The 23,295-nt window shown below is 67.7% G+C and carries 22 protein-coding genes; 8 read left to right on the top strand and 14 right to left on the bottom strand.

Features of this window, described 5'->3' with window-relative positions; all coding sequences use genetic code 11:
• Positions 1–26: 26 nt before the first annotated feature.
• The gene (deoC, locus tag IC40_RS0112255; protein ID WP_030135003.1) at positions 27–713 is read left to right on the top strand and encodes a deoxyribose-phosphate aldolase; all 687 of its coding nucleotides are present in this window, start codon (positions 27–29) and stop codon (positions 711–713) included.
• On the opposite strand, the gene IC40_RS0112250 is transcribed toward deoC, so the two are convergent.
• Genes IC40_RS0112250 through IC40_RS0112235 form a run of 4 tightly spaced genes read right to left on the bottom strand, consistent with a single transcriptional unit; the run spans position 678 to position 4,988 of the window.
• Positions 678–1,814 (bottom strand): glycerate kinase, encoded by a 1,137-nt coding sequence (locus IC40_RS0112250; protein ID WP_036469917.1) that lies wholly within the window; start codon positions 1,812–1,814, stop codon positions 678–680. The genes deoC and IC40_RS0112250 overlap by 36 nt on opposite strands.
• Positions 1,811–2,641 carry a sugar phosphate isomerase/epimerase family protein gene (locus IC40_RS0112245; protein WP_030135001.1) on the bottom strand — a complete coding sequence of 277 codons (831 nt, stop codon included), beginning with the start codon at positions 2,639–2,641 and terminating at the stop codon, positions 1,811–1,813. Before IC40_RS0112245 ends, IC40_RS0112250 begins: the two co-directional genes overlap by 4 nt.
• On the bottom strand, positions 2,638–3,825 hold the full coding sequence (locus tag IC40_RS0112240) for a dihydrodipicolinate synthase family protein (protein WP_110783316.1): 1,188 nt from the start codon (positions 3,823–3,825) through the stop codon (positions 2,638–2,640). Before IC40_RS0112240 ends, IC40_RS0112245 begins: the two co-directional genes overlap by 4 nt.
• Positions 3,822–4,988, bottom strand: coding sequence for a Gfo/Idh/MocA family protein (locus IC40_RS0112235; protein ID WP_036469915.1), 1,167 nt, complete (start codon positions 4,986–4,988; stop codon positions 3,822–3,824). The genes IC40_RS0112240 and IC40_RS0112235 overlap by 4 nt, the downstream gene beginning before the upstream one ends.
• A gap of 170 nt (positions 4,989–5,158) precedes the next feature.
• Here IC40_RS0112235 and IC40_RS0112230 point away from each other — a divergent pair, with 170 nt between their 5' ends.
• From IC40_RS0112230 to IC40_RS0112210, 5 genes are all read left to right on the top strand, one after another.
• Complete coding sequence (locus IC40_RS0112230) at positions 5,159–6,190, top strand: LacI family DNA-binding transcriptional regulator (RefSeq protein ID WP_030134998.1); 1,032 nt, start codon at positions 5,159–5,161, stop codon at positions 6,188–6,190.
• Positions 6,191–6,321: 131 nt separating this feature from the next.
• Entirely contained in the window at positions 6,322–7,206 is an 885-nt protein-coding gene (locus IC40_RS0112225) for an ABC transporter permease (protein WP_030134997.1), read from the top strand.
• A 25-nt stretch (positions 7,207–7,231) separates the two neighbouring features.
• On the top strand, positions 7,232–8,272 hold the full coding sequence (locus IC40_RS0112220) for an ABC transporter substrate-binding protein (protein WP_030134996.1): 1,041 nt from the start codon (positions 7,232–7,234) through the stop codon (positions 8,270–8,272).
• A gap of 13 nt (positions 8,273–8,285) precedes the next feature.
• A complete protein-coding gene (locus tag IC40_RS0112215) occupies positions 8,286–9,098 on the top strand; it encodes an ABC transporter ATP-binding protein (RefSeq protein WP_030134995.1) in 813 nt (270 codons plus the stop codon).
• Between the two features lie 210 nt (positions 9,099–9,308).
• Complete coding sequence (locus IC40_RS0112210; protein ID WP_030134994.1) at positions 9,309–10,256, top strand: alpha/beta hydrolase; 948 nt, start codon at positions 9,309–9,311, stop codon at positions 10,254–10,256.
• Positions 10,257–10,276: 20 nt separating this feature from the next.
• Here the strand turns inward: IC40_RS0112210 and IC40_RS0112205 are convergent, their stop codons facing one another.
• The 7 genes from IC40_RS0112205 to rimP all read right to left on the bottom strand — a co-directional run bounded on the left by IC40_RS0112205 (position 10,277) and on the right by rimP (position 17,902).
• The gene (locus IC40_RS0112205) at positions 10,277–11,620 is read right to left on the bottom strand and encodes an MATE family efflux transporter (RefSeq protein WP_042509686.1); all 1,344 of its coding nucleotides are present in this window, start codon (positions 11,618–11,620) and stop codon (positions 10,277–10,279) included.
• Complete coding sequence (locus tag IC40_RS0112200) at positions 11,583–12,593, bottom strand: DHH family phosphoesterase (protein WP_030134992.1); 1,011 nt, start codon at positions 12,591–12,593, stop codon at positions 11,583–11,585. The genes IC40_RS0112205 and IC40_RS0112200 overlap by 38 nt, the downstream gene beginning before the upstream one ends.
• Positions 12,568–13,062: a 30S ribosome-binding factor RbfA gene (gene rbfA, locus IC40_RS0112195; RefSeq protein WP_030134991.1), complete on the bottom strand. Its 495-nt coding sequence runs from the start codon at positions 13,060–13,062 to the stop codon at positions 12,568–12,570. The genes IC40_RS0112200 and rbfA overlap by 26 nt, the downstream gene beginning before the upstream one ends.
• 2 nt (positions 13,063–13,064) lie before the next feature.
• Positions 13,065–15,848: a translation initiation factor IF-2 gene (gene infB, locus IC40_RS0112190; protein ID WP_030134990.1), complete on the bottom strand. Its 2,784-nt coding sequence runs from the start codon at positions 15,846–15,848 to the stop codon at positions 13,065–13,067.
• Positions 15,849–15,949: 101 nt separating this feature from the next.
• Positions 15,950–16,201 carry a YlxR family protein gene (locus IC40_RS27270; RefSeq protein WP_308194176.1) on the bottom strand — a complete coding sequence of 84 codons (252 nt, stop codon included), beginning with the start codon at positions 16,199–16,201 and terminating at the stop codon, positions 15,950–15,952.
• Between the two features lie 139 nt (positions 16,202–16,340).
• Positions 16,341–17,363, bottom strand: coding sequence for a transcription termination factor NusA (nusA, locus tag IC40_RS0112185; protein ID WP_030134989.1), 1,023 nt, complete (start codon positions 17,361–17,363; stop codon positions 16,341–16,343).
• Positions 17,360–17,902 (bottom strand): ribosome maturation factor RimP, encoded by a 543-nt coding sequence (gene rimP / locus IC40_RS0112180; protein WP_030134988.1) that lies wholly within the window; start codon positions 17,900–17,902, stop codon positions 17,360–17,362. Before rimP ends, nusA begins: the two co-directional genes overlap by 4 nt.
• 135 nt (positions 17,903–18,037) lie before the next feature.
• Between rimP and IC40_RS0112175 the strand changes: the two genes are divergently transcribed.
• Complete coding sequence (locus IC40_RS0112175; RefSeq protein WP_036469974.1) at positions 18,038–18,565, top strand: hypothetical protein; 528 nt, start codon at positions 18,038–18,040, stop codon at positions 18,563–18,565.
• A complete protein-coding gene (locus IC40_RS0112170) occupies positions 18,562–19,056 on the top strand; it encodes a ferritin-like domain-containing protein (protein WP_030134986.1) in 495 nt (164 codons plus the stop codon). Before IC40_RS0112175 ends, IC40_RS0112170 begins: the two co-directional genes overlap by 4 nt.
• Here IC40_RS0112170 and IC40_RS0112165 read toward each other — a convergent pair.
• From IC40_RS0112165 to IC40_RS0112155, 3 genes are all read right to left on the bottom strand, one after another.
• Complete coding sequence (locus IC40_RS0112165; RefSeq protein WP_030134985.1) at positions 19,053–20,810, bottom strand: proline--tRNA ligase; 1,758 nt, start codon at positions 20,808–20,810, stop codon at positions 19,053–19,055. The two genes, IC40_RS0112170 and IC40_RS0112165, sit on opposite strands and share 4 nt — an antisense overlap.
• Before the next feature lie 78 nt (positions 20,811–20,888).
• The gene (locus tag IC40_RS0112160; protein ID WP_030134984.1) at positions 20,889–21,563 is read right to left on the bottom strand and encodes a 4a-hydroxytetrahydrobiopterin dehydratase family protein; all 675 of its coding nucleotides are present in this window, start codon (positions 21,561–21,563) and stop codon (positions 20,889–20,891) included.
• Between the two features lie 204 nt (positions 21,564–21,767).
• Positions 21,768–23,258, bottom strand: coding sequence for an MFS transporter (locus IC40_RS0112155; protein ID WP_090559176.1), 1,491 nt, complete (start codon positions 23,256–23,258; stop codon positions 21,768–21,770).
• Positions 23,259–23,295: the final 37 nt, after the last annotated feature.

Raw genomic sequence — 23,295 nt, 5'->3', positions numbered from 1 at the left:
TTTCTCCCACCACCAAAGAAGGAAACATGAGCACCCCCACCGCACCCACCGTTGCCGATATCGCCGCGATGATCGACCACACGCTGCTCAAGCCGGAGGCCACCGCCGCCGATGTCACCGCGCTGGTGGCCGAGGCCACCGAACTCGGCACCTACTCGGTCTGCGTATCCCCGTCGATGCTGCCCATAACCGTGCCAGAGAGTCTCAAAGTGGCGGTGGTGTGCGGATTCCCGAGCGGTAAGCACTCCTCGGCGGTGAAGGCCGCCGAGGCGGCCGAGGCCGTCGGCAAGGGCGCCCACGAGATCGACATGGTGATCGACGTCGGTGCTGCGAAGGCGGGTGACTTCGCCGCAGTCCAGTCCGATATCGCCGCGGTCCGCGCGGCCGCACCGGTTCCGACGGTACTCAAGGTGATCATCGAGTCGGCGGCGCTGACCGACGACGAGATCATCGGCGTGTGCCGGGCCGCGGTCGCCGCCGGAGCCGATTTCGTGAAGACCTCCACCGGATTCCACCCGACCGGCGGGGCCAGCGTGCACGCCGTCGAGTTGATGCACCGCACCGTGTCCAGTGCCGGTCTGCAGGTGAAGGCCTCCGGCGGGGTGCGGACCCTGGAGCAGGCGCGCGAGATGATCGCCGCCGGCGCCACCCGGCTCGGGGTGTCCGGGTCGCGAGCGCTACTGACCTCCGGCGACGGCGGCTCGGGTTACTGATCCCGGCTCGAATCGACGTGCGGCAACCGATCCCGCGGCCCGCAGCCAGCGCCGCGGATCGGTCATCGCCGCATCCGCCGAGCCGGCCAGTTCCGTGAGCGACAGGGTGGACCCGTCCGCCTCGGCGGTGACCTGACCGGCCACCACCAACGCCGGCACCCCGGCACGGTCGGCCGCGGTGAGCAGATGGCCGACCAACTTGCCCGTCCAGGAGGTGCCGTCGAATCGACCTTCCCCGGTGATGAGCAGATCCGTGTGCGGCAGGTGGTCATAGAGTCCGGTGATGGTGGCGATGCGTTCGGATCCCGAAGCGACCGCCGCACCCCAGGCCAGCAATCCGAAGCCCGCGCCGCCGGCCGCACCGGCCCCCGGGAAGGCCGGATCGGCGTGTAGCCCGGCCGCTCGCAACGCCCGGGACCAACGTAGCAGCCCCTCGTCGAGCAGCGCGATATCGGAAGGAACGGCACCCTTCTGCGGGCCGAACACCGCCGCCGCGCCGTGCGGGCCGGTCAGCGGTGCGGCGGTGTCGACCAGTATCTCGACCCCGCCGGGCGGCAGCTGCGTCAGCCCGTCCACCTCGACCCGGTCGACATCGCGCAGTCCGGATGCGCCCGCGCCGATCGGGTGACCATGGCTATCGAACGCCTTCAGTCCCAACGCCATCAATGCGCCGGCGCCACCGTCGGTGCTCGCCGAACCGCCGAGCCCCACCTGGACCGACCAGGCGCCGGCGCGTAAGGCGGCACCGATCACCTGGCCGAGACCGCGGCTGTCGGCCCGCCAGGGGTCCAGTCGCGACATCAGCGCTATCCCGGACGACTCGGCGAGTTCCACCACCGCTCGGGGATGTCTACCGCCGCAGTCAAGCAACCACCGGGCAGACACCGTGCCGCCATCGGGTCCATCCACCACGGTCTGGTGCCATTGCCAAGAGGCCGACGCGGCGACGGCACTCAAGGTGCCCTCGCCCCCGTCGGCCTGTGGAAGCAGGACGATATCGTCGTTGCCGCGCACCGCTTTCCAGCCGGCGGCCAGTGCCTCGGCGACCTCGATCGCCGCCGCAGTGCCCTTGAACGAGTCCGGTGCGACCAGAATTCTCACAGCGCGGGCAGCACCAGGTCGCGGTATCGGCTCTTCATCGTCTCCAGCACCAGGTGCCCGTCGGTGGCCCACACCGCCTCGTTGAAGATCTCCACCTCGACGTCGCCGGTGTAGCCAGCCGCGGCCACCATCGCGGTGATGGCACCGAAGTCGATGACACCGTCGCCCATCATGCCCCGCGAGACCAGCGGGTCCGGAGTCATCGGGACCAACCAGTCACAGATCTGGTACGAGCTGATCCGGCCCGCGGCACCGGCGTCGACAACCCGTTGCGCGATGTCGGGATCCCACCAGATGTGGAAGGTGTCGACGACGACACCCACCGACTCGGCCGGGTGCGGAGCCGCCAATTCCAAGGCCTGCCCGAGGGTGGAGATCACGGCGCGGTCGGCGCAGAACATCGGATGCAAGGGTTCCAGGGCCAGTCGGACATCCCGCTGTGCGGCATAGGGCACCAGTTCGGCGATGCGGTCGGCGAGCCGGGCCCGGGCGCCGGGTAGATCCCGGTCCGGCACGCCACCGGCCACCAGCACCAGTTCGCGCGCACCCAGGGTCGCCGCCTCGTCGATGGCGCGACGGTTGTCCGCCAACGCCGCATCACCATCGTCGAGGCCGGTGAGGAAACCGCCGCGACACAGACTGGACACCCGAAGTCCGTTATCGCGCACGATCTTCGAAGCATCGTCGACTCCGACCTCGGCGACCCGGTCCCGCCACAGCCCGATTGCAGGCAATCCCGCCGCAGCGGTCGCCTCGACTGCCTCACGCAGGGTCCAGGTCTTGGTGGTCATGGTGTTCAACGACAGCCTGGCATAGGGATCGCTCATCGCCGGAATCCGTTCAGCGTCAGAAAGATGCGCATCCGCTCGGCGGCCATGTGCGGATCGTCGAGCAGGCCGGCCCGGTCGGCGAGCACGAACAACTCGCACATATGCCCGACCGAGCGTCCCGCGGCCAGACCGTTGACCATGGTGAAACCGGGCTGATGACCGTTGAGCCAGGACAGGAACGCGATCCCGGTCTTGTAGTAGTAGGTCGGCGCGGCGAAGATATGCCGCCCCAGCGCGCGGGTGGATTCCAGGATGTCGTGTGCCACAGCGATATTGCCGGCGTCCAGTTCCTGCAGTGCCGTGGCCGCGGCCGGGTAGATTGCGGCGAAGATCCCCAGCAACGCGTCGGAATGGCTCGTACCGTCGCCGATGATGAGTTCCGGGTAGTTGAAATCGTCACCGGTGTAGAGCCGGACACCGGCGGGCAGCGCACGTCGCAGCGCCACCTCGTGGCCCGCGTCGAGCAGCGAGACCTTCACACCGTCGATCTTGTCGGCGTGGGTGCCCAGCAGTTCCCGGAAGGTGGCGGTGGCGGCGTCGATATCGGTATCACCCCAGTATCCGCGCAACGCCGGGTCGAACATCTCGCCCAACCAGTGCAGGATCACCGGCCGGTCGACCTGGGCCAGCACCCTGCCGTACACCGACAGATAATCCGCGGGTGACTGTGCCACGCGGGCCAGCGCCCGCGATGCCATCAGGATCACCTCGGCCCCGGCGTTGCGGACGACGTCGATCTGTTCACGGTAGGCATCGGTGACGACCGCCAAACCGGCTGCGCCACCGGGAACGTCGGCCAGGTCGAGCTGATCGGTACCCGCCCCGCACGCGAGCCGACCGCCCGACGCGGCGGCCTCGCGGCCGCTACGGACTATCAGTTCTTGTGTGGCGGCCCAGTCCAGACCCATCCCGCGCTGGGCGGTGTCCATGGCCTCGGCGACGCCGAGCCCGTAGGACCACAGCTCGTGCCGATAGGCCATGGTGACGTCCCAGTCGAGCTGGGCCGGCGCGCCCGGGGTGCAGTCGGCCGTGCCGGTGGGCACCACATGGGCTGCGGCATAGGCGATCCGGGAGGTGATCGGCGAGTCGGGTTTGCGCCACGGCCCCGGGCGGGAGAGCTCATAGGATCCGTGCCCCGGCAGGTCGACAAGCACGCCGGTGCCGGCGCTGGCCACGGTCACAGCACGATCTCCGGCACGCTCATGCGCCGTCCCTCGGCCGAACTCTGCAGACCGAGTTCGGCGAGCTGCACACCGCGGGCCGCCGACAGCAGGCCGAAACGGTGTGGGCGGCCTGCCAACACGTCGCGCAGGTACTCCTCCCACTGCAGCTTGAAGCCGTTGTCCAGATCGGCGTTGGCCGGGACCTCCAGCCACTGGTCGCGGAACTTCTCGGTGACCGGCAGATCGGGATTCCACACCGGTTTCGGGGTGTGCGCGCGCTGCTGGGCCACGCATTGGCGCAGACCCGCCACCGCGGAACCGTGCGTGCCGTCGATCTGGAACTCGACCAGCTCGTCGCGGTGCACCCGTACCGCCCAGGACGAATTGATCTGGGCGATCACGCCGCCCGCGATCTCGAAGATGCCGTAGGCGGCGTCGTCGGCGGTGGCCGCATACTCCTTGCCCTGCTCGTCCCAGCGGGTCGGGATGTGGGTCACGGTGCGCGCCGTGACGGCTTCGACGGTGCCGAGCAGACCCTCCATCACGTAGTTCCAGTGGCAGAACATGTCGACGGTGATACCGCCACCGTCCTCGGCGCGGTAGTTCCAGCTGGGCCGCTGCGCGGGCTGGTGATCACCCTCGAACACCCAGTAACCGAATTCGCCGCGCATCGAGAGGATGCGGCCGAAGAATCCTTCGTCGATCAGCCTACGCAGCTTCACCAATCCGGGCAGGTACAGCTTGTCGTGGACGACACCGGCCACCACTCCGGCATTCTCGGCCATCCGTGCCAGTTCGATTGCCTCGGTGAGGGTTTCCGCGGTGGGCTTCTCGGTGTAGACATGCTTGCCCGCCTTGATGGCGGTCGAGAGCGCCTCCATCCGGCGGGAGGTCACCTGCGCATCGAAGTAGACGTCCACCGTCGGGTCCGCGATCACCGAGGCGACGTCGGTGGTCCAGGATTCGATCCCGTGCTCTGCGGCAAGTTCGGCGAGCTTGTCGGCATTGCGGCCGACCAGAATCGGCTCGATGGCCACCCGGGTGCCATCGTCGAGCACCAGCCCGGATTCGCGCAGCGGCAGGATCGAACGCACCAGGTGTTGCCGGTAGCCCATCCGCCCGGTGACGCCGTTCATGGCGATGCGCAACGTACGGCGTCCGGATGATTCAGCTGGAGACATGTGCAGATTCCTTGTCTGAAGAGACGGTGAAAGGCGTGCGGACCGACACCGCGGCCGAACCCGTCGAGCGAGTGACGGCGGCGTCTGCACTTCGGAATGCGCTTTCCAAGGTAAGCTGTCGACACTCTCCGGTCAACTCCGGACTTCGGCGATACAGGGGAAGAGCGGGCATGGCAGCAGTCACTCTGCAGGATGTGGCGGTGCGCGCGGGCGTCTCACAGGCGACGGCGTCGCGGGTGCTCAACGGGTCCAGCCGGATCCCGGGAGAAGGGGTGGCAGACCGCGTGCGGGCGGCCGCCCGCGAGCTGGGCTACGTGCCGAATGCCCAGGCTCAGGCGTTGGCACGGGCATCCACCGGACTCCTCGGCCTGATCGTGCACGATATCGCCGATCCATATTTCTCCTCGATCGCCCGCGGCGTACAGGCCGCTGCCAGGGCCGCCCGCAAGCAGGTACTCCTGGCCGGCACCGACCGCGACTTCGACATCGAACGCGAGGCCGTCAGCACGTTCATCGCACACCGTGCCGATGCGATCGTGCTCGCCGGTTCACGACAGAGCGGTGATCTCGACCGCGAACTGGAGGCCGAGTTTGGTCGCTACCGGGCCAATGGCGGCCGGGTCGTGGTGGTCGGCCAACCGTTGGCCTTCGGCGGCGCCGTCGAGCCCGAAAATCATTTTGCCTCAGCCGAATTGGCCGATGCACTGGTGGCGTCCGGACACCGGCAGTTCGCCGTGATCGGCGGACCGGGCAACATCCGCACCTCGGTGGACCGGCGCAACGGATTCGTCGAGGCGCTCGGCAGACACGGATTGACCCCGCTGGTGGAGGTATCCGGAGATTTCGACCGCGACGGTGGCCATTCGGCCGCCCGCCGGCTCGCGGCCGCACTGGATCTGCACCCGGGTGCGATGACACCGCCGGTCTGCGTGTTCGCGGTCACCGACGTGATGGCCATCGGGGCGATCGCCGCATGGCGGGAGCTGGGCCTGAGTGTCCCGCGAGATATCTGCGTGGCAGGGTTCGACGATATACCGACCCTGCGCGACCACACCCCCAGCCTCACCACGGTGATCCTTCCACTCGAGGAAATCGGCGTGCGTGCAGTCGATTTGGCGTTACGCAATCACGACGGAGCCGACGATCTCCGCGAGCGCATCCCCGGCCGGATCGTGCTACGGGACAGCACCAAACTGAGTTGATTCTCAGCTCTACGAGACGCGCGCCACCGCTTTGTTGACAGTGTGCGCCAGGTCACGTTACTGTCGGAATTGCTTCGGAAAGCGCATTCCCAACGGGTTCATCCCGTTCACTGCGAACTAGAGGACATTCCATGGCGGTAACCGCATCGGCCCGCGTCCAATCACCGGACACCGGCACGCGGGCACAGTCGCGCCCCGGGTCCGGACGGGCTCGCCGATCATTCTCACCGGGACGCACGTTGTCGAACACCTGGCGGCCGATCGCTCTGGTGCTCGCGCTGCTGGCCGGCTGGTGGGCAGTCACCGAGGCCGAACTCGTTGCGCCCTACATCCTTCCCTCGCCGGCCGACACCTGGGCCGCGACCCAGCAGAACGCGGCATACCTCGCGGCCAACACCTGGGTGACCACCTGGGAGACGGTCATCGGTTTCCTCATCGCCACCGTCGTCGGCGTCTTCGTCGCGGTCATGATGATCTACTCGACCAGCTTCGAGAAGACCGTCTACCCACTGATCCTGTTCGCCCAGGTGGTCCCGAAGATCGCCATCGCCCCGCTGTTCATCGTGTGGCTGGGCTTCGGCCCGTCCCCCAAGATCCTGGTCGCGGTGCTGATGGCCTTCTTCCCCATCGTGATCTCCGGGCTGGCCGGTCTGCGTTCGGTGGATCCCGAGATCCTGGAACTCACCTCCACCATGGGAGCCAGCCGGTTCAAGACCTTCATGAAAGTCCGCTTCCCCGCGTCCCTGCCGCAGCTGATGTCCGGACTCAAGGTGGCCGCCACCCTCGCCGTCACCGGCGCCGTTGTCGGTGAATTCGTCGGCGCCAACGAAGGTCTGGGCTATGTGATCCTGCAGGCCAACGGAAGTCTGGACACCGCGATGCTGTTCTCGGCATTGATCATCATGTCCATCCTCGGAATCGTGCTGTTCGCCATCATCGAGATCGCCGAGAAGCTGCTCATCCCCTGGCACGCCTCGCGCCGCACGTCCAACTCCGCCTCGACCGCGGCCGTCTGACACCAACCCCTGAACAGGAGAACCCATGTTTTCGCTGAATCGCCGCGCCGCCGGCGCCATCGCCGCCACCACCGCCATGCTCACCCTCGCCGCGTGCGGGGGTGCAAGTCAGAACAATTCTGCCGCCGACGGCGGTGAAGGCAGCACCCCGGTGACGCTGATGCTGAACTGGTACCCCTACGGCGAGCACGCTCCCCTCTATCTCGGTGTGAAAGAGGGCATCTTCGCAAAGCACGGTATCGACCTGACCATCGATCCCGGCCAGGGCTCCACCCGCACCGCGCAGGCGGTCGGCGGTAAGCAGGTCGACTTCGGCTGGTCCGATACCGCCGCGGTGTTGAGCAATATCGACCAGGGTGTCGACATCAAGAGCGTCGGCGTGTTCCTGCAGACCACTCCCTCGGCCGTCCAGGTGTTCGCCGACTCCGGAATCGAGGAGCCGGCCGATCTGGCCGGGCGCACCATCGCAGTGTCCGCCGGTGACGCCCCCACCACCACGTTCCCGATGTACCTCGCCGATGTCGGCCTGGAACCCGGTGCGGTGCAGGAGCAGAACCTGGACTCCGCGGGCAAGATGGCCGCGTTGATGGCCGGCCGCGTCGACGGGCTGATCGGTTTCGCCCACGACCAGGGACCCACCATCGCCAACAAGAGCGGCCGCGAGATGCGCTACTTCCGCTACTCCGACGCCGGGTTGAACTTCTACAGCAACGGGTTGATCACCCACAACTCGACCATCGCCGACAATCCCGAACTGGTGCAGTCGATGCTGGATGCGGTCAGCGAATCCTACGAGTCGGCCAAGAACGATCCCGAAGCCGCCGCCAAGGCCATGGTCGGTGTCGACCCGCAGACCCCGCCGGAGAAGGTGCTGCTGCAGCAGTGGCAGGAGACCATTCCCCTGCTGAACACCCCTGCCACCACCGGCAAGCTCCCCGGCACCAATGCAGAACAGGACTGGACCTCCACCATCGCCACCCTGAGCGAGGCCGGGCTGCTGCAGTCGGCCAAGGACCCGGCCGACTACTGGGCGTCGTCATTCGTCCCCGCCGCCGCGGGACAATAGGGAGAGCCCGACCATGACCTCCGCAACGATCACCGCACCGAGGACCACCGTGACCTCAGACGCCATCTCCATCGACAAGCTGACCGTCACGTTCTCCTCGAAACGGTCCACCGTCACCGCCGTCGACGATGTCGACCTGCGAGTGGCCCACGGGGAGTTCGTCTCCATCGCCGGGCCGTCTGGCTGCGGCAAGTCCACCTTGCTCAAGGTGGTCGCGGGCTTGACCACCGCCACCTCCGGGGACGTCCGCCTGCGTGGCAAGCAGGTCAAGGGGCCGCAGCGCGATATCGGGTATGTCTTCCAGCGGGCCGCCCTGCTCGAATGGCGTTCGGTCCGCAAGAATATCCTGCTGCAGGCCGAAATGCGGGGCATGCCCCGCAGGGAGGCGCAGTCCCGCTGCGACTATCTGATCGAGATGACCGGACTCGCGGGATTCGAGAACGCCCTGCCCCACGAGCTGTCCGGCGGTATGCAGCAACGTGTTTCGCTCTGCCGGGCGCTGCTGCACCAACCCGAGGTGCTGTTGATGGATGAGCCCTTCGGTGCACTCGACGCACTGACCCGGGAAAAGATGAATGTCGAGCTACACCGGATCTGGCGGGAAACCGGCACCACCGTCGTACTGGTGACGCACTCGGTGGCCGAGGCGGTGTACCTGGCCAACCGGGTCGTCGTGATGAGTCCACGGCCGGGGCGCATCATCGAGACCCTCGACGTCGACCTCCCCGCCGAACGGGACTACGCCGAGACGATGGAACGTCCGGAGTTCATCAAGGTGGCCAACCGGGTCCGCGATCTGCTGGGAAGCTCCAGCGCCGCGGACTGATCGAGCACCGACCGGACGCCCGACGCGCTGCCGCGTCGGGCGTCCGTGGTGTTCACGGCCGTTCACCGACAGCGAATTGAAGGCGTCGTAACGAAAAGCCGTGAGCGCACGACGTAACGGGTGACACCGGTCCGGCCCGGCGCCGTGTCGGACCGCATCTTCGTACCTGCGCGCCGCGGGGGGCTCGCCCGACAGGACGGCATCAATTCCATGAACAAGCTGCAAAACGTGACCCGCCGAGTACTGGTCGGCCTGATGGCCGCACTCCTGCTGGTGGCGGCGGTCCAGCCGACGACCGCCTCGGCATACTCCCGACCCGGGTTGCCGGTCGAGACACTGATGGTTCCGTCGGCCGCGATGGGTCGCGATATCCCGGTGCGCTTCCAAGGTGGCGGCCCGCGGGCGGTATATCTACTCGACGGTCTGCGCGCCCGCGACGACAACAGCGGCTGGGATATCGAGACCGCGGCGTTCGAGACCTTCTTCGAATCGGGTGTATCGGTCGTCATGCCGGTCGGCGGCATGTCGAGCTTCTACACCAACTGGCAGGGGCCCGCGGTCGGCAACGGCCAAACCTACAACTACCAGTGGGAGACCTTCCTGACCTCTGAGTTGCCGAACTACCTGGCCGCCAACAAGGGGATCTCGCCGAACGGCAATGCCGTTGTCGGACTGTCGATGTCGGGTAGCGCCGCGCTGACGCTGGCCGCCTTCCACCCCGGCCAGTTCAGCTACGCGGCCTCGCTGTCGGGCTACCTGAACCTCTCCCAGGGTCTGTGGCCGCTGCTGGTCACCTTCGCCATGGCCGATGCCGGCGGATTCAACGCGATCAACATGTGGGGCCTGGGCGGCGGACCCGCCTGGCAGCGCAACGACCCGACCGTGAACGTCGGCAAGCTCGTCGCCAACGGCACCCGTATCTGGGTGTACTGCGGCACCGGTCGTCCCGGCGAGCTCGGCGGTGGCGGCGATGTCGCCGGGCAGGTGCTGGAAACCATCACCTTGGACAGCAACCGCAACTTCCAGACCCAGTACGAAAAGGCCGGCGGCACCAACGGCACGTTCAACTTCCCGCCCAACGGCACCCACGGCTGGGGTTACTGGGGCAGCCAGCTCAATGCCATGAAGGGTGACATCCAGCGCACGCTGGGAGCCTGACGAACGGCTTCAGCTGGGGATCATCCGGTGCCTGCCACCAGCCAGCGTCCCGAGAAGGTGCGCCAGCCGACGAACACCAGGCGCAGCACCATGAAAAGGGACAGACCCGACCAGATGCCGGCCAATCCCCAGCCGAACGCCAACGACAACCAGATCAGCGGTAGGAAGCCGACCAACGCACTGCACACCGTGGCGTTACGCATGAATCGGGCGTCACCGGCACCGAGCAATACCCCGTCCAGTGCGAAAACGATTCCGGCGACGATCAATTGGCCCACCAGGAACCACCACGGCACGCCGATCTGGTCGAGGACCTCCGCATCGGAGGTGAACAACCGCGGGATCACCTCCGAGCCGGCGGCAAAGATCAGCGCGAGCACCGCGGCGGCCGCGGTGGAGAAGATGGTGACGCGGGCGGCCACCGACTTCGCGTGGCTCAGCTGACCACCGCCGAGGGCGGCACCGACCAGTGATTGAGCAGCGATGGCCAGCGAGTCCAACACCAAGGCAAGAAAACTCCACAGTTGCAGCACCACCTGGTGGGCTGCCACCGAGGCGGCGCCGAACCGCGCTGCCACCGCCGCCGCGGAGACGAAGCAGGCCTGGAAGGCGAGTGAACGCACCAGCAGGTCACGCCCCATCAGCAACTGGGCACCCAGCACGGCAGGAGTCGCCGCCAGCGGAACCTTCTCGGCGAGCAGTGCCCGGCAGAACAACAACGCCGCCAGCCATTGCCCGACCAGGTTGGCGATCGCCGAGCCGGCCAACTCCAGTCGCGGCAAGCCCAGCCAGCCGTAGACCAACAGCGGGCACAGCAGTGCCGACACGGCGAAACCGAACACGACGTAGCGAAGGGGCCGCACGGTGTCCTGGACACCGCGCATCCAACCATTGCCCGCCAACGAGATCAGCAACGCCGGCGCCCCGCAGATGGCGATCCGCAGCCATGGCAGCGTCTCGTGGGCCAGCTCGCCGCCGTCGGCGAGCACCGAGACCAGCGGATCGGCGAAGACCTGCACCACGGCCACGATCAGCAACCCGAGACCCACTGCGAGCCAGGTTGCCTGCACGCCTTCACGCACCGCGGCCGCCCGGTCACCGGCGCCGAAGAACCGTGCCGCCCGTGCGGTGGTGCCGTAGGACAGGAAGGTGCCCTGCGAGGCGACCAGGGAGATCACCAACCCGCCGATCGCCAGACCGGCCAGACTGAGCGCCCCGAGCCGACCAACGACGGCAAGGTCGAACAGTAGGTAGAGAGGTTCGGCGGCAAGCACTCCCAGTGCGGGTAACGCCAGTCCGGCGATCCGCCGGGCGGTGACCGGCTGCTCAGCCAAGAGCGGCCCGCAGAGCTGCCACCACGTCATCGGCCGAACCGATCGTCGAGTATCCGGCCGCCTTGCGGTGCCCACCGCCACCGAATCCACCGGCGACGGCCGAGACGTCGAAGGACTTGGATCGCATCGATACCGACCACTGCCGTGGTTCGATCTCCTTGAACACCGCGGCGACCTCTGCCTGGGCGGTGGTGCGCACGATATCCACGATGCTCTCGACCTCTTCGGGCCGGGCGTCGGTCCATTCCTGGTGGTCGACGACGGCGTAGACCAGCCCCCGTCCACCTGCGACATCCTCGATCAGCCGGGCCGAACCCAGCACACGCGACAACATCGGCAGCCAGGCGAACGGGTGGGTGTCCATCAGGGCACGGCTGATCTCGGCATTGTCCACCCCGATATCCAGCAGCCGGGATGCCAACCGGTGCGCGCGTGCGCTGGCCCACCGGAAGGAGCCGGTATCGGTGGTCAACCCGGCGTAGAGGCAGTGCGCCACCGGTTCGTCGATCGGCTTGTCCCAGGCATCCAACAACTCGGCCACCAGCATGGTGGTCGAATCCGCCTGGGGATCAACGAAGTTCGCGGTACCGAACATCGTGTTGGAGGCGTGGTGGTCGATGACCAGGACCGCGCGCGCATCAAGGGTCAGCTCGCCGAGGCTGCCGAGCCGGTTGACCGATGGGATGTCGACGGTGACCACCAGATCCGGGTCTCGGGTTACCTCGGCAGGTGCGACCAGCAGCTGCCCACCCGGCAGCGTCATCAGCGACTCGGGAAGTTCGTCCGGCGCCGCGAAGCTGACCGCGACATCCTTCCCCGCCGCCGCAGCAACCTGCCCGAGTGCCAAACCGGCGCCGATGGTGTCGGCGTCGGGATGGACGTGGGCGATGATGACGATCGAATCGGCGGCATCGAACAACTGCGCCGCACCCGCGGCGTCGATCCGCGCGCCGGGTGGGACCGCGTCGGTAGCGGTCTCAGCGGTCGTATCGGTCGTCGTCACCGGTGTCCTCAGCGTCGAGTTCGTCCCCGCGAGCGTCTCCCCCGCTCACACGGTACGGGTCGGCATCGCCTGCCGGCACCGCACCCTCCCGAACTCGCGCCAAGTCGGCGTCGGCCGCGCGCACCTTCGACAGCAGTTCTTCCATCCGATTGGCCGCGTCCGGGACGGTGTCGCGCACGAAGGCCAGCGTCGGGGTGAACCGCACGCCGGTGCCCGAGCCCACCTTGGAGCGCAGCACACCTTTCGCGCTCTCCAGGGCGGCCGCAGCACCGGCGTAATCGGGCTCGTCCTCCAAAGTCGGCCCCAACACCGTGTAGTACAGCGTTGCGTCGTGCAGGTCGGCGGTCACCTTCGCGTCGGTGATCGTCACGCCGGCCAGCCGCGGATCCTTGATCTCGTACTCGATGGCCGAGGCCACGATCGTCGAGATCCGCTTGGCCAGCCGGCGTGCGCGTGCTGGATCGGCCATCGCTACGTACGCGCCTTTTCGACCAGCTCGTAGGTCTCGATGACGTCGCCTTCCTTGATATCGGAGTACGTCAGCGTCAGACCACACTCGTAACCCTCGCGCACCTCGGTGGCATCATCCTTCTCCCGCTTGAGCGAGGAGATGGTGAGGTTCTCGGCGACGACGACGTTGTCACGCAGCAGGCGGGCCTTGGCGTTACGCCGCATGATGCCCGACTGCACCAGGCAACCGGCGATATTGCCGACCTTCGAGCTGCGGAAGATCGCCCGGATCTCGGCGCGGCCGAGCTCCTTCTCCTCGTAGACGGGCTTGAGCATGCCCTTGAGCGCGGCTTCGATCTCGTCGATCGCCTGGTAGATGATCGAGTAGTAACGGATCTCGACACCATCGCGGTTGGCCAGCTCGGTGGCCTTGCCCTCGGCACGGACGTTGAAGCCGATGATGATGGCATCCGAGGCCGAGGCCAGGTTGACGTTGGTCTCGGTGACGCCACCGACACCACGGTCGATGACGCGCAACTGCACCTCGTCGTCGATCTCGATGTTCATCAAGGCCTCTTCCAGCGCCTCGACGGTACCGGCGTTGTCGCCCTTGAGGATCAGGTTCAGCTGGCTGGTTTCCTTCAGCGCCGAATCCAGGTCTTCCAGGCTGATCCGCTTGCGGCTGCGCGCGGCCAGGGCGTTGCGCTTGCGCGCGCTGCGCCGGTCGGCGATCTGGCGGGCGATGCGGTCCTCGTCGACGACCAGCAGGTTGTCGCCGGCGCCGGGCACCGAGGTGAAACCGACCACCTGCACCGGACGCGACGGCAGCGCCTCCTCGACATCTTCGCCGTGCTCGTCGACCATGCGACGGACGCGACCGTAGGCATCGCCGGCGACGATCGAGTCGCCGACGCGCAGCGTGCCACGCTGGATCAGCACCGTCGCCACCGGTCCGCGACCGCGGTCCAGGTGCGCTTCGATGGCCACACCCTGGGCTTCCATATCGGGGTTGGCCCGCAGGTCCAACGACGCATCCGCGGTCAACAGCACCGCTTCCAGCAGCGCATCGATGTTGGTGCCCTGCTTTGCGGAGATATCGACGAACATGGTGTCGCCGCCATACTCCTCGGCCACCAGGTTGTATTCGGTGAGCTGCGCCCGGATCTTGCTCGGGTCGGCACCTTCCTTGTCGATCTTGTTGACCGCCACCACGATCGGCACATCGGCCGCCTGCGCGTGGTTGATGGCCTCCACCGTCTGCGGCATCACACCGTCGTCGGCGGCGACCACCAGGATCGCGATATCGGTGGCCTTCGCGCCACGGGCACGCATCGCGGTGAACGCCTCGTGACCCGGGGTATCGATGAAGGTGACCAGCCGCTCGTTGCCGTCCAGTTCGGTGAGGACCTGGTAGGCACCGATGTGCTGGGTGATACCACCGGCCTCGCCCTCGCGAACGGTGGCATTACGGATGGTGTCGAGCAGGCGGGTCTTGCCGTGGTCGACGTGACCCATCACGGTGACCACCGGCGGGCGGAACTCGAGGTCCTCCTCGCCGCCCTCGTCCTCGCCATAGGTGAGGTCGAAGGACGACAGCAGCTCGCGGTCCTCGTCCTCCGGGGAGACCACCTGGACGACGTAGTTCATCTCGCTGCCCAGCAGTTCCAGTGTGGAATCGTCCACCGACTGCGTGGCGGTGACCATCTCACCGAGGTTGAACAGCGCCTGCACCAGCGAAGCCGGGTTGGCGTTGATCTTGTCGGCGAAATCGCTCAGCGAGGCGCCACGGGCCAACCGGATGGTCTCGCCGTTGCCGTGCGGCAACCGCACACCACCGACGACCGGGGCCTGCATGTTCTCGTATTCGGCCCTTTTCGCGCGCTTGCTCTTGCGCCCGCGCCGCGGGGCACCGCCGGGACGACCGAAGGCACCTGCGGCGCCACCGCGCTGACCGGGGCGACCACCACCGCCGCCGCCACCGGGACGACCGCGGAATCCACCGGCCGCGCCGCCACCGGCGCCTGCTCCGGCACCACCACCGGCACCGCCGCCGCGGTAGTTACCACCACCGCCGCCGCCGGGACGACCACCCGGGGCCGGACGACCGCCGGGTCCGGGACGCGGACCGCCGGGACGACCGGTCGCACCGGGACGCGCGCCGGGCGGACGAGGCGGCATGTTGCCGGGCGAGGCAGCACCGGGACGCGGGGCGCCCGGGCGTGGTCCGCCGGGGCCGGGGCCCGGGCGGGGGCCGCCGGGACCTGCGGCAGGACGCGGAGCCGGACGCTCGACCGGCGCCTGCGAGGAGAACGGATTGTTGCCGACCCGCGGTGCGCGCGGTGCGGGCTTGGGGCCGGGAGTCGGACCCGGACGGGGGCCGGGGGTTTGGGTGGCCCCTGGAGTGGCCGAAGCTGCGGGTGCCGACGGTGCAGGCCCGGGCGTCGGTGCGGGTCCGGGTGTGGGAGCCGCAGGACCGGGGGTCGGAGTCGGAGCCGGGGCCGGCGTCGGAGCCTGGGCCGCGGGTGCGGCCGGAGCCGGTGCGGCAGGCGCCTGGGGCGCGGGCTTGGGTCCGGGCTTGGGGCCGCCGGACGGTGCCGCGGGCTTACCGGGAGCTTTGGGAGCGGGTGCGTCGGCGGCCGGCTTACCGCCGCCGAACGATTCCCGCAGACGACGGGCCACGGGGGCCTCGACCGTCGATGATGCGGATTTGACGAACTCGCCCTGATCGCTCAGACGGGCGAGAACTTCCTTACTTGTGACACCGAGTTCCTTCGCCAACTCGTGCACGCGGGCCTTACCTGCCACTACTTCTCCTCGTTTGGAGGCGACAGCGGTGGTTGGGCCGCGCCTCGGGTTTAGCTATGACGCATGGTCATCGGGACTTCACGGTGTGCTCATGTTCTTCGCTACCTGTTCTCTAACCGGCGGAAAAGCTCTTCCACCAAGGTGGTGTCCGGCGAACCGGGTATACGCAACGCTCGACCGATTGCTCGCCGGCGAAGCGCCACGTCCAGACACTGCGGGTCGGGATGCAACCACGCACCCCGCCCCGGCAGATTACCCGCTGTATCCACAGTCACGGCGTTGACGCCGGGCATGTCGGAAACGGTGGACAGTCTGACCAGATCGACGGCCAACGCTCGCTTCCGACACCCCACACACGTACGCACCGGTCCCGCGGGATGTCGATGCGCACGAGGCCGGTCTACCGGAGTCTCACGCTGGATCACGGCTCAGTCTACCGTTCCGGGGCGTCCAGACTTCAATCGCGTGTCACTACACCCCGCGCCGGCTTCTCTACGTGGCGTGTTCGGCGCCGTCGGCATCGGCTGTGGGAGCCGAATCGCTGCGGATGTCGATGCGCCATCCGGTCAGGCGCGCGGCGAGCCGGGCGTTCTGACCTTCCTTGCCGATGGCCAACGACAGCTGGAAATCGGGCACCACGACACGGGCGGCGCGGGCGTTCTCGTCGATGACGGTGACCGAGACCACCTTGGCCGGCGAAAGCGCGTTGGCGACGAACCGCGCCGGATCGTCGTCGTAGTCGATGATGTCGATCTTCTCCCCCGACAGCTCGCTCATCACATTGCGGACGCGCTGGCCCATCGGACCGATGCAGGCTCCCTTTGCGTTGAGACCCGAGACCCGGGAGGTGACCGCGATCTTGGACCGGTGACCGGCCTCCCTGGCCACCGCCACGATGTCGACCGAACCGTCGGCGATCTCGGGGACCTCGAGGGCGAAGAGCTTGCGCACCAGATTCGGGTGGGTGCGCGACAGCTCGATCTTGGGCTCGCGGGCGCCGCGCGTCACCCCGATGACGTAGCAGCGCAACCGGTCGCCGTGCTCGTAGCCCTCACCGGGTACCTGCTCGGCGGGACGGATCATTCCGTCGGAGCCCTTGGCCTCGGTCCCCACCCGCACCACGACGTTGCCGCGGGTGTTCTCACGGGCATCACGCTGCACCACCCCGGCGACGATGTCGCCCTCGCGGGCGGAGAACTCACCGTACATCTTTTCGTTCTCGGCGTCGCGCAGCCGCTGCAGGATCACCTGGCGGGCCGTGGTGGCCGCGATACGCCCGAAACCTTCTGGGGTGTCATCCCATTCGCTGATCAGGTTGCCGTCGGCGTCGGTCTCCCTGGCCATCACCTTGACCACACCGGTCTTGCGGTCGACGTCGATGCGCGCATCGGCCTCGTGCCCTTCGGTGTGCCGATAAGCGGTCAGCAACGCCGATTTGATGGTGTCCACCACGACATCGACCGAGATGCCTTTGTCCGCCTCGATGGCATGTAATGCCGCCATGTCGATGTTCACGACCCGGCCCCCTCTTCTGACTGTTCGACCAACTCCAACTCACGTCGACTTGGCTTCGAAAACTCTACTTGCACAATTGCTTTGACGATCTCGCCGACGGCCACCGGCCGCAGGACGAGATTCTTGCCGTCCGGGACCACCAAGGCGACCACCCCGTCGCCGGTGGCGCCGATGCGTCCGGCGAGCTCCGACCCGTCCGCAAGGGTCATAGCGACCTTGCGCCCCTTGGCCCGGCGGAAGTGTTTCTCCTCGGTCAACGGGCGGTCCACACCCCGGGACGTGACCTCGAGCACGTACGGGTCGAAACCGCGATCGGCCTCGTCCAGCGCCGCCGAGGCGAGCCGGGACAATTCGGCCACCGCATCCAGGTCCAGCGGCGCATCGCCGTCGGCGACCACGGTGATGCTCGGCGGTCGCGCGGCCGTGATCGTGACATCCTCGATTTCGTAACCCGCGCGCGCGAACTCGCCGGTGAGGAGCTCGATCACCTGCTCACGCGACGGAAGGCGCGCAGACCGCAGCGGGTCATCCGATGCCACGGCGAGCTCCTCATCTTGAGTTGTGCGGACAACCTCCGACCGGCACGGCCGGAGAATCAACTACCAAACGATACGCCAGCCGTGACGCGACAATCACCAAACGAGCGGCCCGACCCCACATGGCAGGATGTGAGCGTGCCGAGCGCCCTGCCCATCCTGAGTCGGCGGCGACTGCTGCTCGGCGCCCTGCCCGCCGGCGTCGCTCTCGGCCTGCTCGGCTCCGCCACCGCCTGCGCACCTGCGCCCCCGCCCGCCGACCTCGACGATCTACAGACCGGATACGACCGGGCCCGCTCCGACAGCGAGCTGGCCGGCGATGCGGCCACGGCGATGACCGGACCATCGCGTCAGTCGCTGGTCGCCGCGCTGACCTCTGTCGCCGCCGAACGTTCGGCCCACGCCGACGCGCTGGCCGCCGAGATCACCAGGCTGACCGGGGGTGACGGTCCGACGACCGCGACCGGCACTCCCCCGAGCACGACGTCTGCCCCCGTGCCCGCACCGACCGTCGCCAAGGTCATCGAGGAACTCCGCGGGTCCGCCGAACAAGCCGCCCGCGCGGCCGAAAAGCTGGCCGGCTACCGCGCCGGACTGTTCGGTTCCATCTCGGCGGCGTGCACCGCGGCTTATCTGGTGGCGCTCGGCGGAGACGAGAAACCATGACGGCGCCGAACACGGCACCCGAGCCGACCCCTGATCCGGACCGCCCGGAGGATCCCGCCGCCGCGGCATGGTTCGACGCCGTCGCCACCGAACACGGCGCCATCTATGGCTACGGCATCGTGTCCGCGCACTCCACGCCGGAGGACAACTGGCTGGTCGCCGAGGCGATGGCCCAACACCGGCAACGGCGCGAGGAGGCGTTGGAGATACTGGCCGGTCGCCGGGTCACCGCACCCCTTCCCGCACCGGGCTATCAGCTGCCGACCGAGGTCGCCGATCCCGGCGACGCCGCCGAGCTGGCCGTCCGCATGGAGGCCGACACGGCCACCGCGTGGCGAGCCGTGCTGGAACAGGCCACAGAGCCGCAGGACCGCACCTTTGCGCTGACCGCCATGACACAGGCCGCGGTGCTGGCCGCCCGGTGGCGCAGCATCCTGGGGGTGCCACCGGTGACGGTGGCCTTCCCGGGCGGCTCCGAACAGGCCGGTTAGCCGCTCAGCGCGGCTGCGACCTCGGCCGCCGCACCGGCGACGGCGAGCTCACTGGCCTCCCCGGTGAACCTGTTGCGCAGTTCGACCACCCCGTCGGCCCAGCCGCGACCGACCACAACGATCCAGGGCATGCCGAGTAGTTCGGCATCCTTGAACTTGACCCCGGGTGATGAGGTGCGGTCGTCGAGGAGCACCTCGAAGCCCAGCCTGGACAGCTCGCCTGCCAGATCTTCGGCACCGGCACGCGCACCGGCATCCTTGTTGGCGATCACGACGTGCACATCAAAAGGTGCGACCGAGGCCGGCCAGCGCAGCCCGATCTCATCGTGTTGCTGCTCGGCGATCACGGCGACCAGTCGCGAAACCCCGATGCCGTAGGACCCCATGGTCAGGCGCACCGGTTTGCCGTTCTCACCGAGCACATCGGCGCTGAACGCGTCCGCGTACTTACGGCCGAGCTGGAATATGTGGCCGATCTCGATACCGCGGGCCGAGGTCAGCACACCGGCGCCGTCCGGGGACGGATCACCGTCGCGCACATCGGCGGCCTCGATGGTGCCATCCGGGGTGAAATCACGACCCGTGACCAGCCCCACCACGTGCTTGTTGGGCTCATCGGCACCGGTGATCCAGGAAGTGCCGAACACCACTCTGGGATCGACGAGATACCGGACCCCGTTGTCCAGCAATGCTTTCGGACCCACGTATCCCTTCACCAGGAACGGGTTGGCGGCGAAATCGGCATCGTCGAGCAGGGCGAACTCGGCGGGCTCCAACGCCGCGCCGAGTCGCTTCTCGTCGACCTCTCGGTCACCGGGCACTCCGATGCCGAGCAATTCCCACTCGCCGCCGGGCTGGCGGGTCTTGAGCAGGACGTTCTTCAGGGTGTCGGCCGCGGTGACGGCCCGGTCGCCGAATTGCGGAAGCGCGGCCGAGTTGGCCCAGTCGACCAGGGTCGCGATGGTCGGGGCGTCGGGGGTGTCGTACACCTGCGCGGGCGGCTGCCCCTCGATGGGCAGCGCCTCCGGTGCCCGGGTGATGACGGCCTCCACGTTGGCGGCATAGCCAGATTCGACGCATCGCACGAAGGTGTCCTCGCCGACCTCGCTCTCGGCGAGGAACTCCTCGGACGCACTGCCGCCCATGGCTCCGGACACTGCCGAGACGATCACGTAGTCGATCCCGAGCCGGCCGAAGATGCGCTGGTAGGCCTCGCGGTGGTGGTGGTAGGCGGTCTTGAGGCCGTCGTCGTCGAGATCGAAGGAGTAGGAGTCCTTCATGACGAATTCACGGCCGCGCAGGATGCCTGCGCGGGGGCGGGCCTCGTCGCGGTACTTGGTCTGGATCTGGTAGAGCAGGACGGGAAGATCCTTATAGGAGGAGTACTCCCCCTTGACCATCAGGGTGAAGAGTTCCTCGTGTGTCGGGCCGAGCAGATAGTCGTTGTTGCGACGGTCCTGGAGGCGGAACAGGGTGTCGCCGTACTCGGTCCAACGGTTGGTGGTCTCATAGGGTGCGCGCGGCAGCAGCGCGGGCAGCAGGATCTCCTGGCCGCCGATGGCGTTCATCTCGCTGCGCACGACGTTCTCGATCTTGCGCAGCACCCGCAGGCCCAGCGGTAACCAGCTGTAGATGCCCGGTCCGACAGCCCGCACATAGCCCGCGCGGATCAGCAGCTTGTGGCTGGGGACTTCGGCGTCGGCAGGGTCGTCGCGCAGGGTGCGCAGGAACAGCTCGGACATACGGGTGATCACGACCGGTCAGCCTAGTCGGGCGACGTAGGAGCCCGACAATTCAGCCTCGCGGGCGACACGGTAGCCCGCGAACCCGTTTCAGTCGCGGCCCTGCCAGGTGCAGATGCAGGCCTCGTTGCCCTCGGCGTCGGCGAGCACCCAGAACGCCGGTGCGGCGGCATCCGAGACGAGTCGTCCACCCGCGGCCAGCGCCGCCGTGATGCGCGCACCGGCGTGCTCGGGTGGCACATCGACGTCCAGGTGAATCCGGTTGCGTTGCGGCCGCGGCGAATCCATCTGCTGGAACCAGATCGTGGGTCCGCGTCCCAACGGGTCGATCAGCGCCCACGGCGGCAGGTATGCCGCGTCGGGGAGGTCGACATAGCCGGTGATCGCCCGCCAGAACGGGCGCACCGATGCGATGTCGAGCGCGTCGATCGCGATCTCCACGATTTGCGGCGGTATCGCCGCGTCACCGGCGACCGTGACCCATCCCGCTTCCGACAGGGTGCCGGTGATCCGGGCGGCCAGCCTGAGATCCGATTCGCTGATCGTCCCTGCCGTCCGGTCCTGCAGTCGCAGCACCACCCGGTCATCGCATAGATCGACGCTGAGATGTCCGGCTGCGTCCGTGGCAGTCAGGGCGTCCACGGCGCGCTCGACGACGCGCACGGCGGAATTCAGTGAATCGACCGGGACGTGCGCAATGAGGGTCCCCAGCACCAGGCGCCAGCCGAGCGGGTCTACCGCGGTGCTGATGTCCTGACGGCGCAACGGGTGCCTCTGCTCCGATGTATGCGGAGTTATCCACAGATTCCATCCACAGGTGTGGAGAAATTACACGCTTGTGTTTTGGGCGCACGACGACCGGGGCGACCGGCTCCCATCAGCGATGTACCCACCGCGTGATGCAACCAAACATCGATCTGAAAATTTCTCTACCCATCCCGATCGAGGCCTGCGACCCGTGGGGCGCGCTCAGTTCTCCAGCTCGCCGGCGTCGATGGCGTCCTTGACCTCCTGGGCGTGCGCCACCTCTTCCGCGGTGTAGCGGATGAACAACGCGGCGGCACCGACCACCACCGCGACGGCGGCAACCCAGAGCAGACCGTAGGTATATCCCTGGTCCAGCGCATGATGCTGCGCCTCGTTCATGTTCTTGACCGGGCCCGTCGTTCCGCCCAGGTACAGCGTGCGCGAGGTGATGACGGCCTGGATGACCGCCAGCACCACGGGGCCACCGAGGTTCTGCAGCATCAGCGCGATCGCCGACACCGGTCCGATCTCGTCGAGGCCCACACCGGCGATGGCCGAGACCGTCAGCGGCACGACGATCATGCCGATACCGAACCCGCCGATGGTGATGGGCAACACGAGGTTGGGGAAGTACGGGATGTCGCCGTTGAGCGTCGAACCGTAGATCATCGCGGCGAGGACCAGCACGCCGCCGGCGATCACGAGCCAACGCGGAGCGAACCGGGACACCAGTTGCGAGGACACGCCGAGACCGACGCCGAGCGCGATCACGAATGGGATGAAGCCGATGCCGGCGCGCAGCGCGCTGTAGCCCATGATGTCCTGGACGTAGAGCCCGATGAGCACCGTCAGGGTGAACATCACGCCGCCGGCCAGGAAGACCGCCGCGAAGGTGGCGACGCGGTTGCGGTCACGGAACAGCGAGAACGGCACCACCGGGTTCTCCGCGGTGCGTTCGGCGTACAGGAACGCCAGTCCGAAGATCCCGGCGCCGGCCAACGATGCCAGCGTCAGCGGCGAGGCCCAACCCTTCTCGGGGCCCATCGAGAACCCGAAGACGGCCGCGGTGCAGGTCAGCGTCGCCAGGATGGCACCCGCGGCGTCCAGCTTCATCGGGGCGCGGTCGGTCTCGCGCAGGTGCGTGCGGGCCAGGTACAACATCACCAGGCCGATCGGCACATTGACCAGGAAGGCCCAGCGCCACGACACCTCGGTCAGCGCTCCGCCGACCACGAGGCCCATCACCGACCCGATACCGGTCATGGCGGCGAACACGGCCGTCGCGCTGTTGCGGGCAGGTCCCTTGGGGAATGTCGTGGCGATCAGCGCCAAACCGGTGGGCGAGGCGATCGCCGCACCCACACCCTGCAGCAACCGGGCGATGACCAGCGTGGCCTCATCCCAGGCCACACCGCAGAGCACCGAGGCGATCGTGAAGAGTGCGACGCCCACGATGAAGGTGCGCTTGCGACCGATGGTGTCGCCGAGGCGACCACCCAGCAACATCAGCCCACCGAATGTGAGCACATACGCGGTGATGACCCAGCTGCGACCGGCATCGGAAAGACCGAGCTCGTCCTGGATCTTAGGAAGCGCGACGATGGCGACGGTGCTGTCCATCGTGGCCAGCAGCTGCATACCGCCGATGGCGATGACAGCGGCGATGAAGTTCCAGGACGGCAGGAACGCCGGTGACTTGCCGTTTTGCTGCATATCCCCTCGGCCTACGTGCACTGGCAGGGCCCGATTG

Source organism: Mycolicibacterium neoaurum ATCC 25795 (assembly GCF_000691525.1).
GTDB lineage: Bacteria > Actinomycetota > Actinomycetes > Mycobacteriales > Mycobacteriaceae > Mycobacterium > Mycobacterium neoaurum.
The sequence above is the reverse complement of the archived record's forward strand: the minus strand, read 5'-3'. Positions and strand labels throughout refer to the sequence as shown.

Excerpts from the sequence above, each read along its gene's own strand:
- IC40_RS0112225 (WP_030134997.1), top strand. The coding sequence starts at position 6,322 with ATGGCGGTAACCGCATCGGCCCGCGTCCAATCACCGGACACCGGCACG.
- IC40_RS0112155 (WP_090559176.1), bottom strand. The coding sequence starts at position 23,258 with ATGCAGCAAAACGGCAAGTCACCGGCGTTCCTGCCGTCCTGGAACTTC.
- IC40_RS0112210 (WP_030134994.1), top strand. The coding sequence starts at position 9,309 with ATGAACAAGCTGCAAAACGTGACCCGCCGAGTACTGGTCGGCCTGATG.
- IC40_RS0112170 (WP_030134986.1), top strand. The coding sequence starts at position 18,562 with ATGACGGCGCCGAACACGGCACCCGAGCCGACCCCTGATCCGGACCGC.
- IC40_RS0112215 (WP_030134995.1), top strand. The coding sequence starts at position 8,286 with ATGACCTCCGCAACGATCACCGCACCGAGGACCACCGTGACCTCAGAC.
- deoC (WP_030135003.1), top strand. The coding sequence starts at position 27 with ATGAGCACCCCCACCGCACCCACCGTTGCCGATATCGCCGCGATGATC.
- IC40_RS0112245 (WP_030135001.1), bottom strand. The coding sequence starts at position 2,641 with ATGAGCGATCCCTATGCCAGGCTGTCGTTGAACACCATGACCACCAAG.
- IC40_RS0112230 (WP_030134998.1), top strand. The coding sequence starts at position 5,159 with ATGGCAGCAGTCACTCTGCAGGATGTGGCGGTGCGCGCGGGCGTCTCA.
- IC40_RS0112235 (WP_036469915.1), bottom strand. The coding sequence starts at position 4,988 with ATGTCTCCAGCTGAATCATCCGGACGCCGTACGTTGCGCATCGCCATG.
- rbfA (WP_030134991.1), bottom strand. The coding sequence starts at position 13,062 with ATGGCCGATCCAGCACGCGCACGCCGGCTGGCCAAGCGGATCTCGACG.
- IC40_RS0112205 (WP_042509686.1), bottom strand. The coding sequence starts at position 11,620 with ATGACGTGGTGGCAGCTCTGCGGGCCGCTCTTGGCTGAGCAGCCGGTC.
- IC40_RS0112220 (WP_030134996.1), top strand. The coding sequence starts at position 7,232 with ATGTTTTCGCTGAATCGCCGCGCCGCCGGCGCCATCGCCGCCACCACC.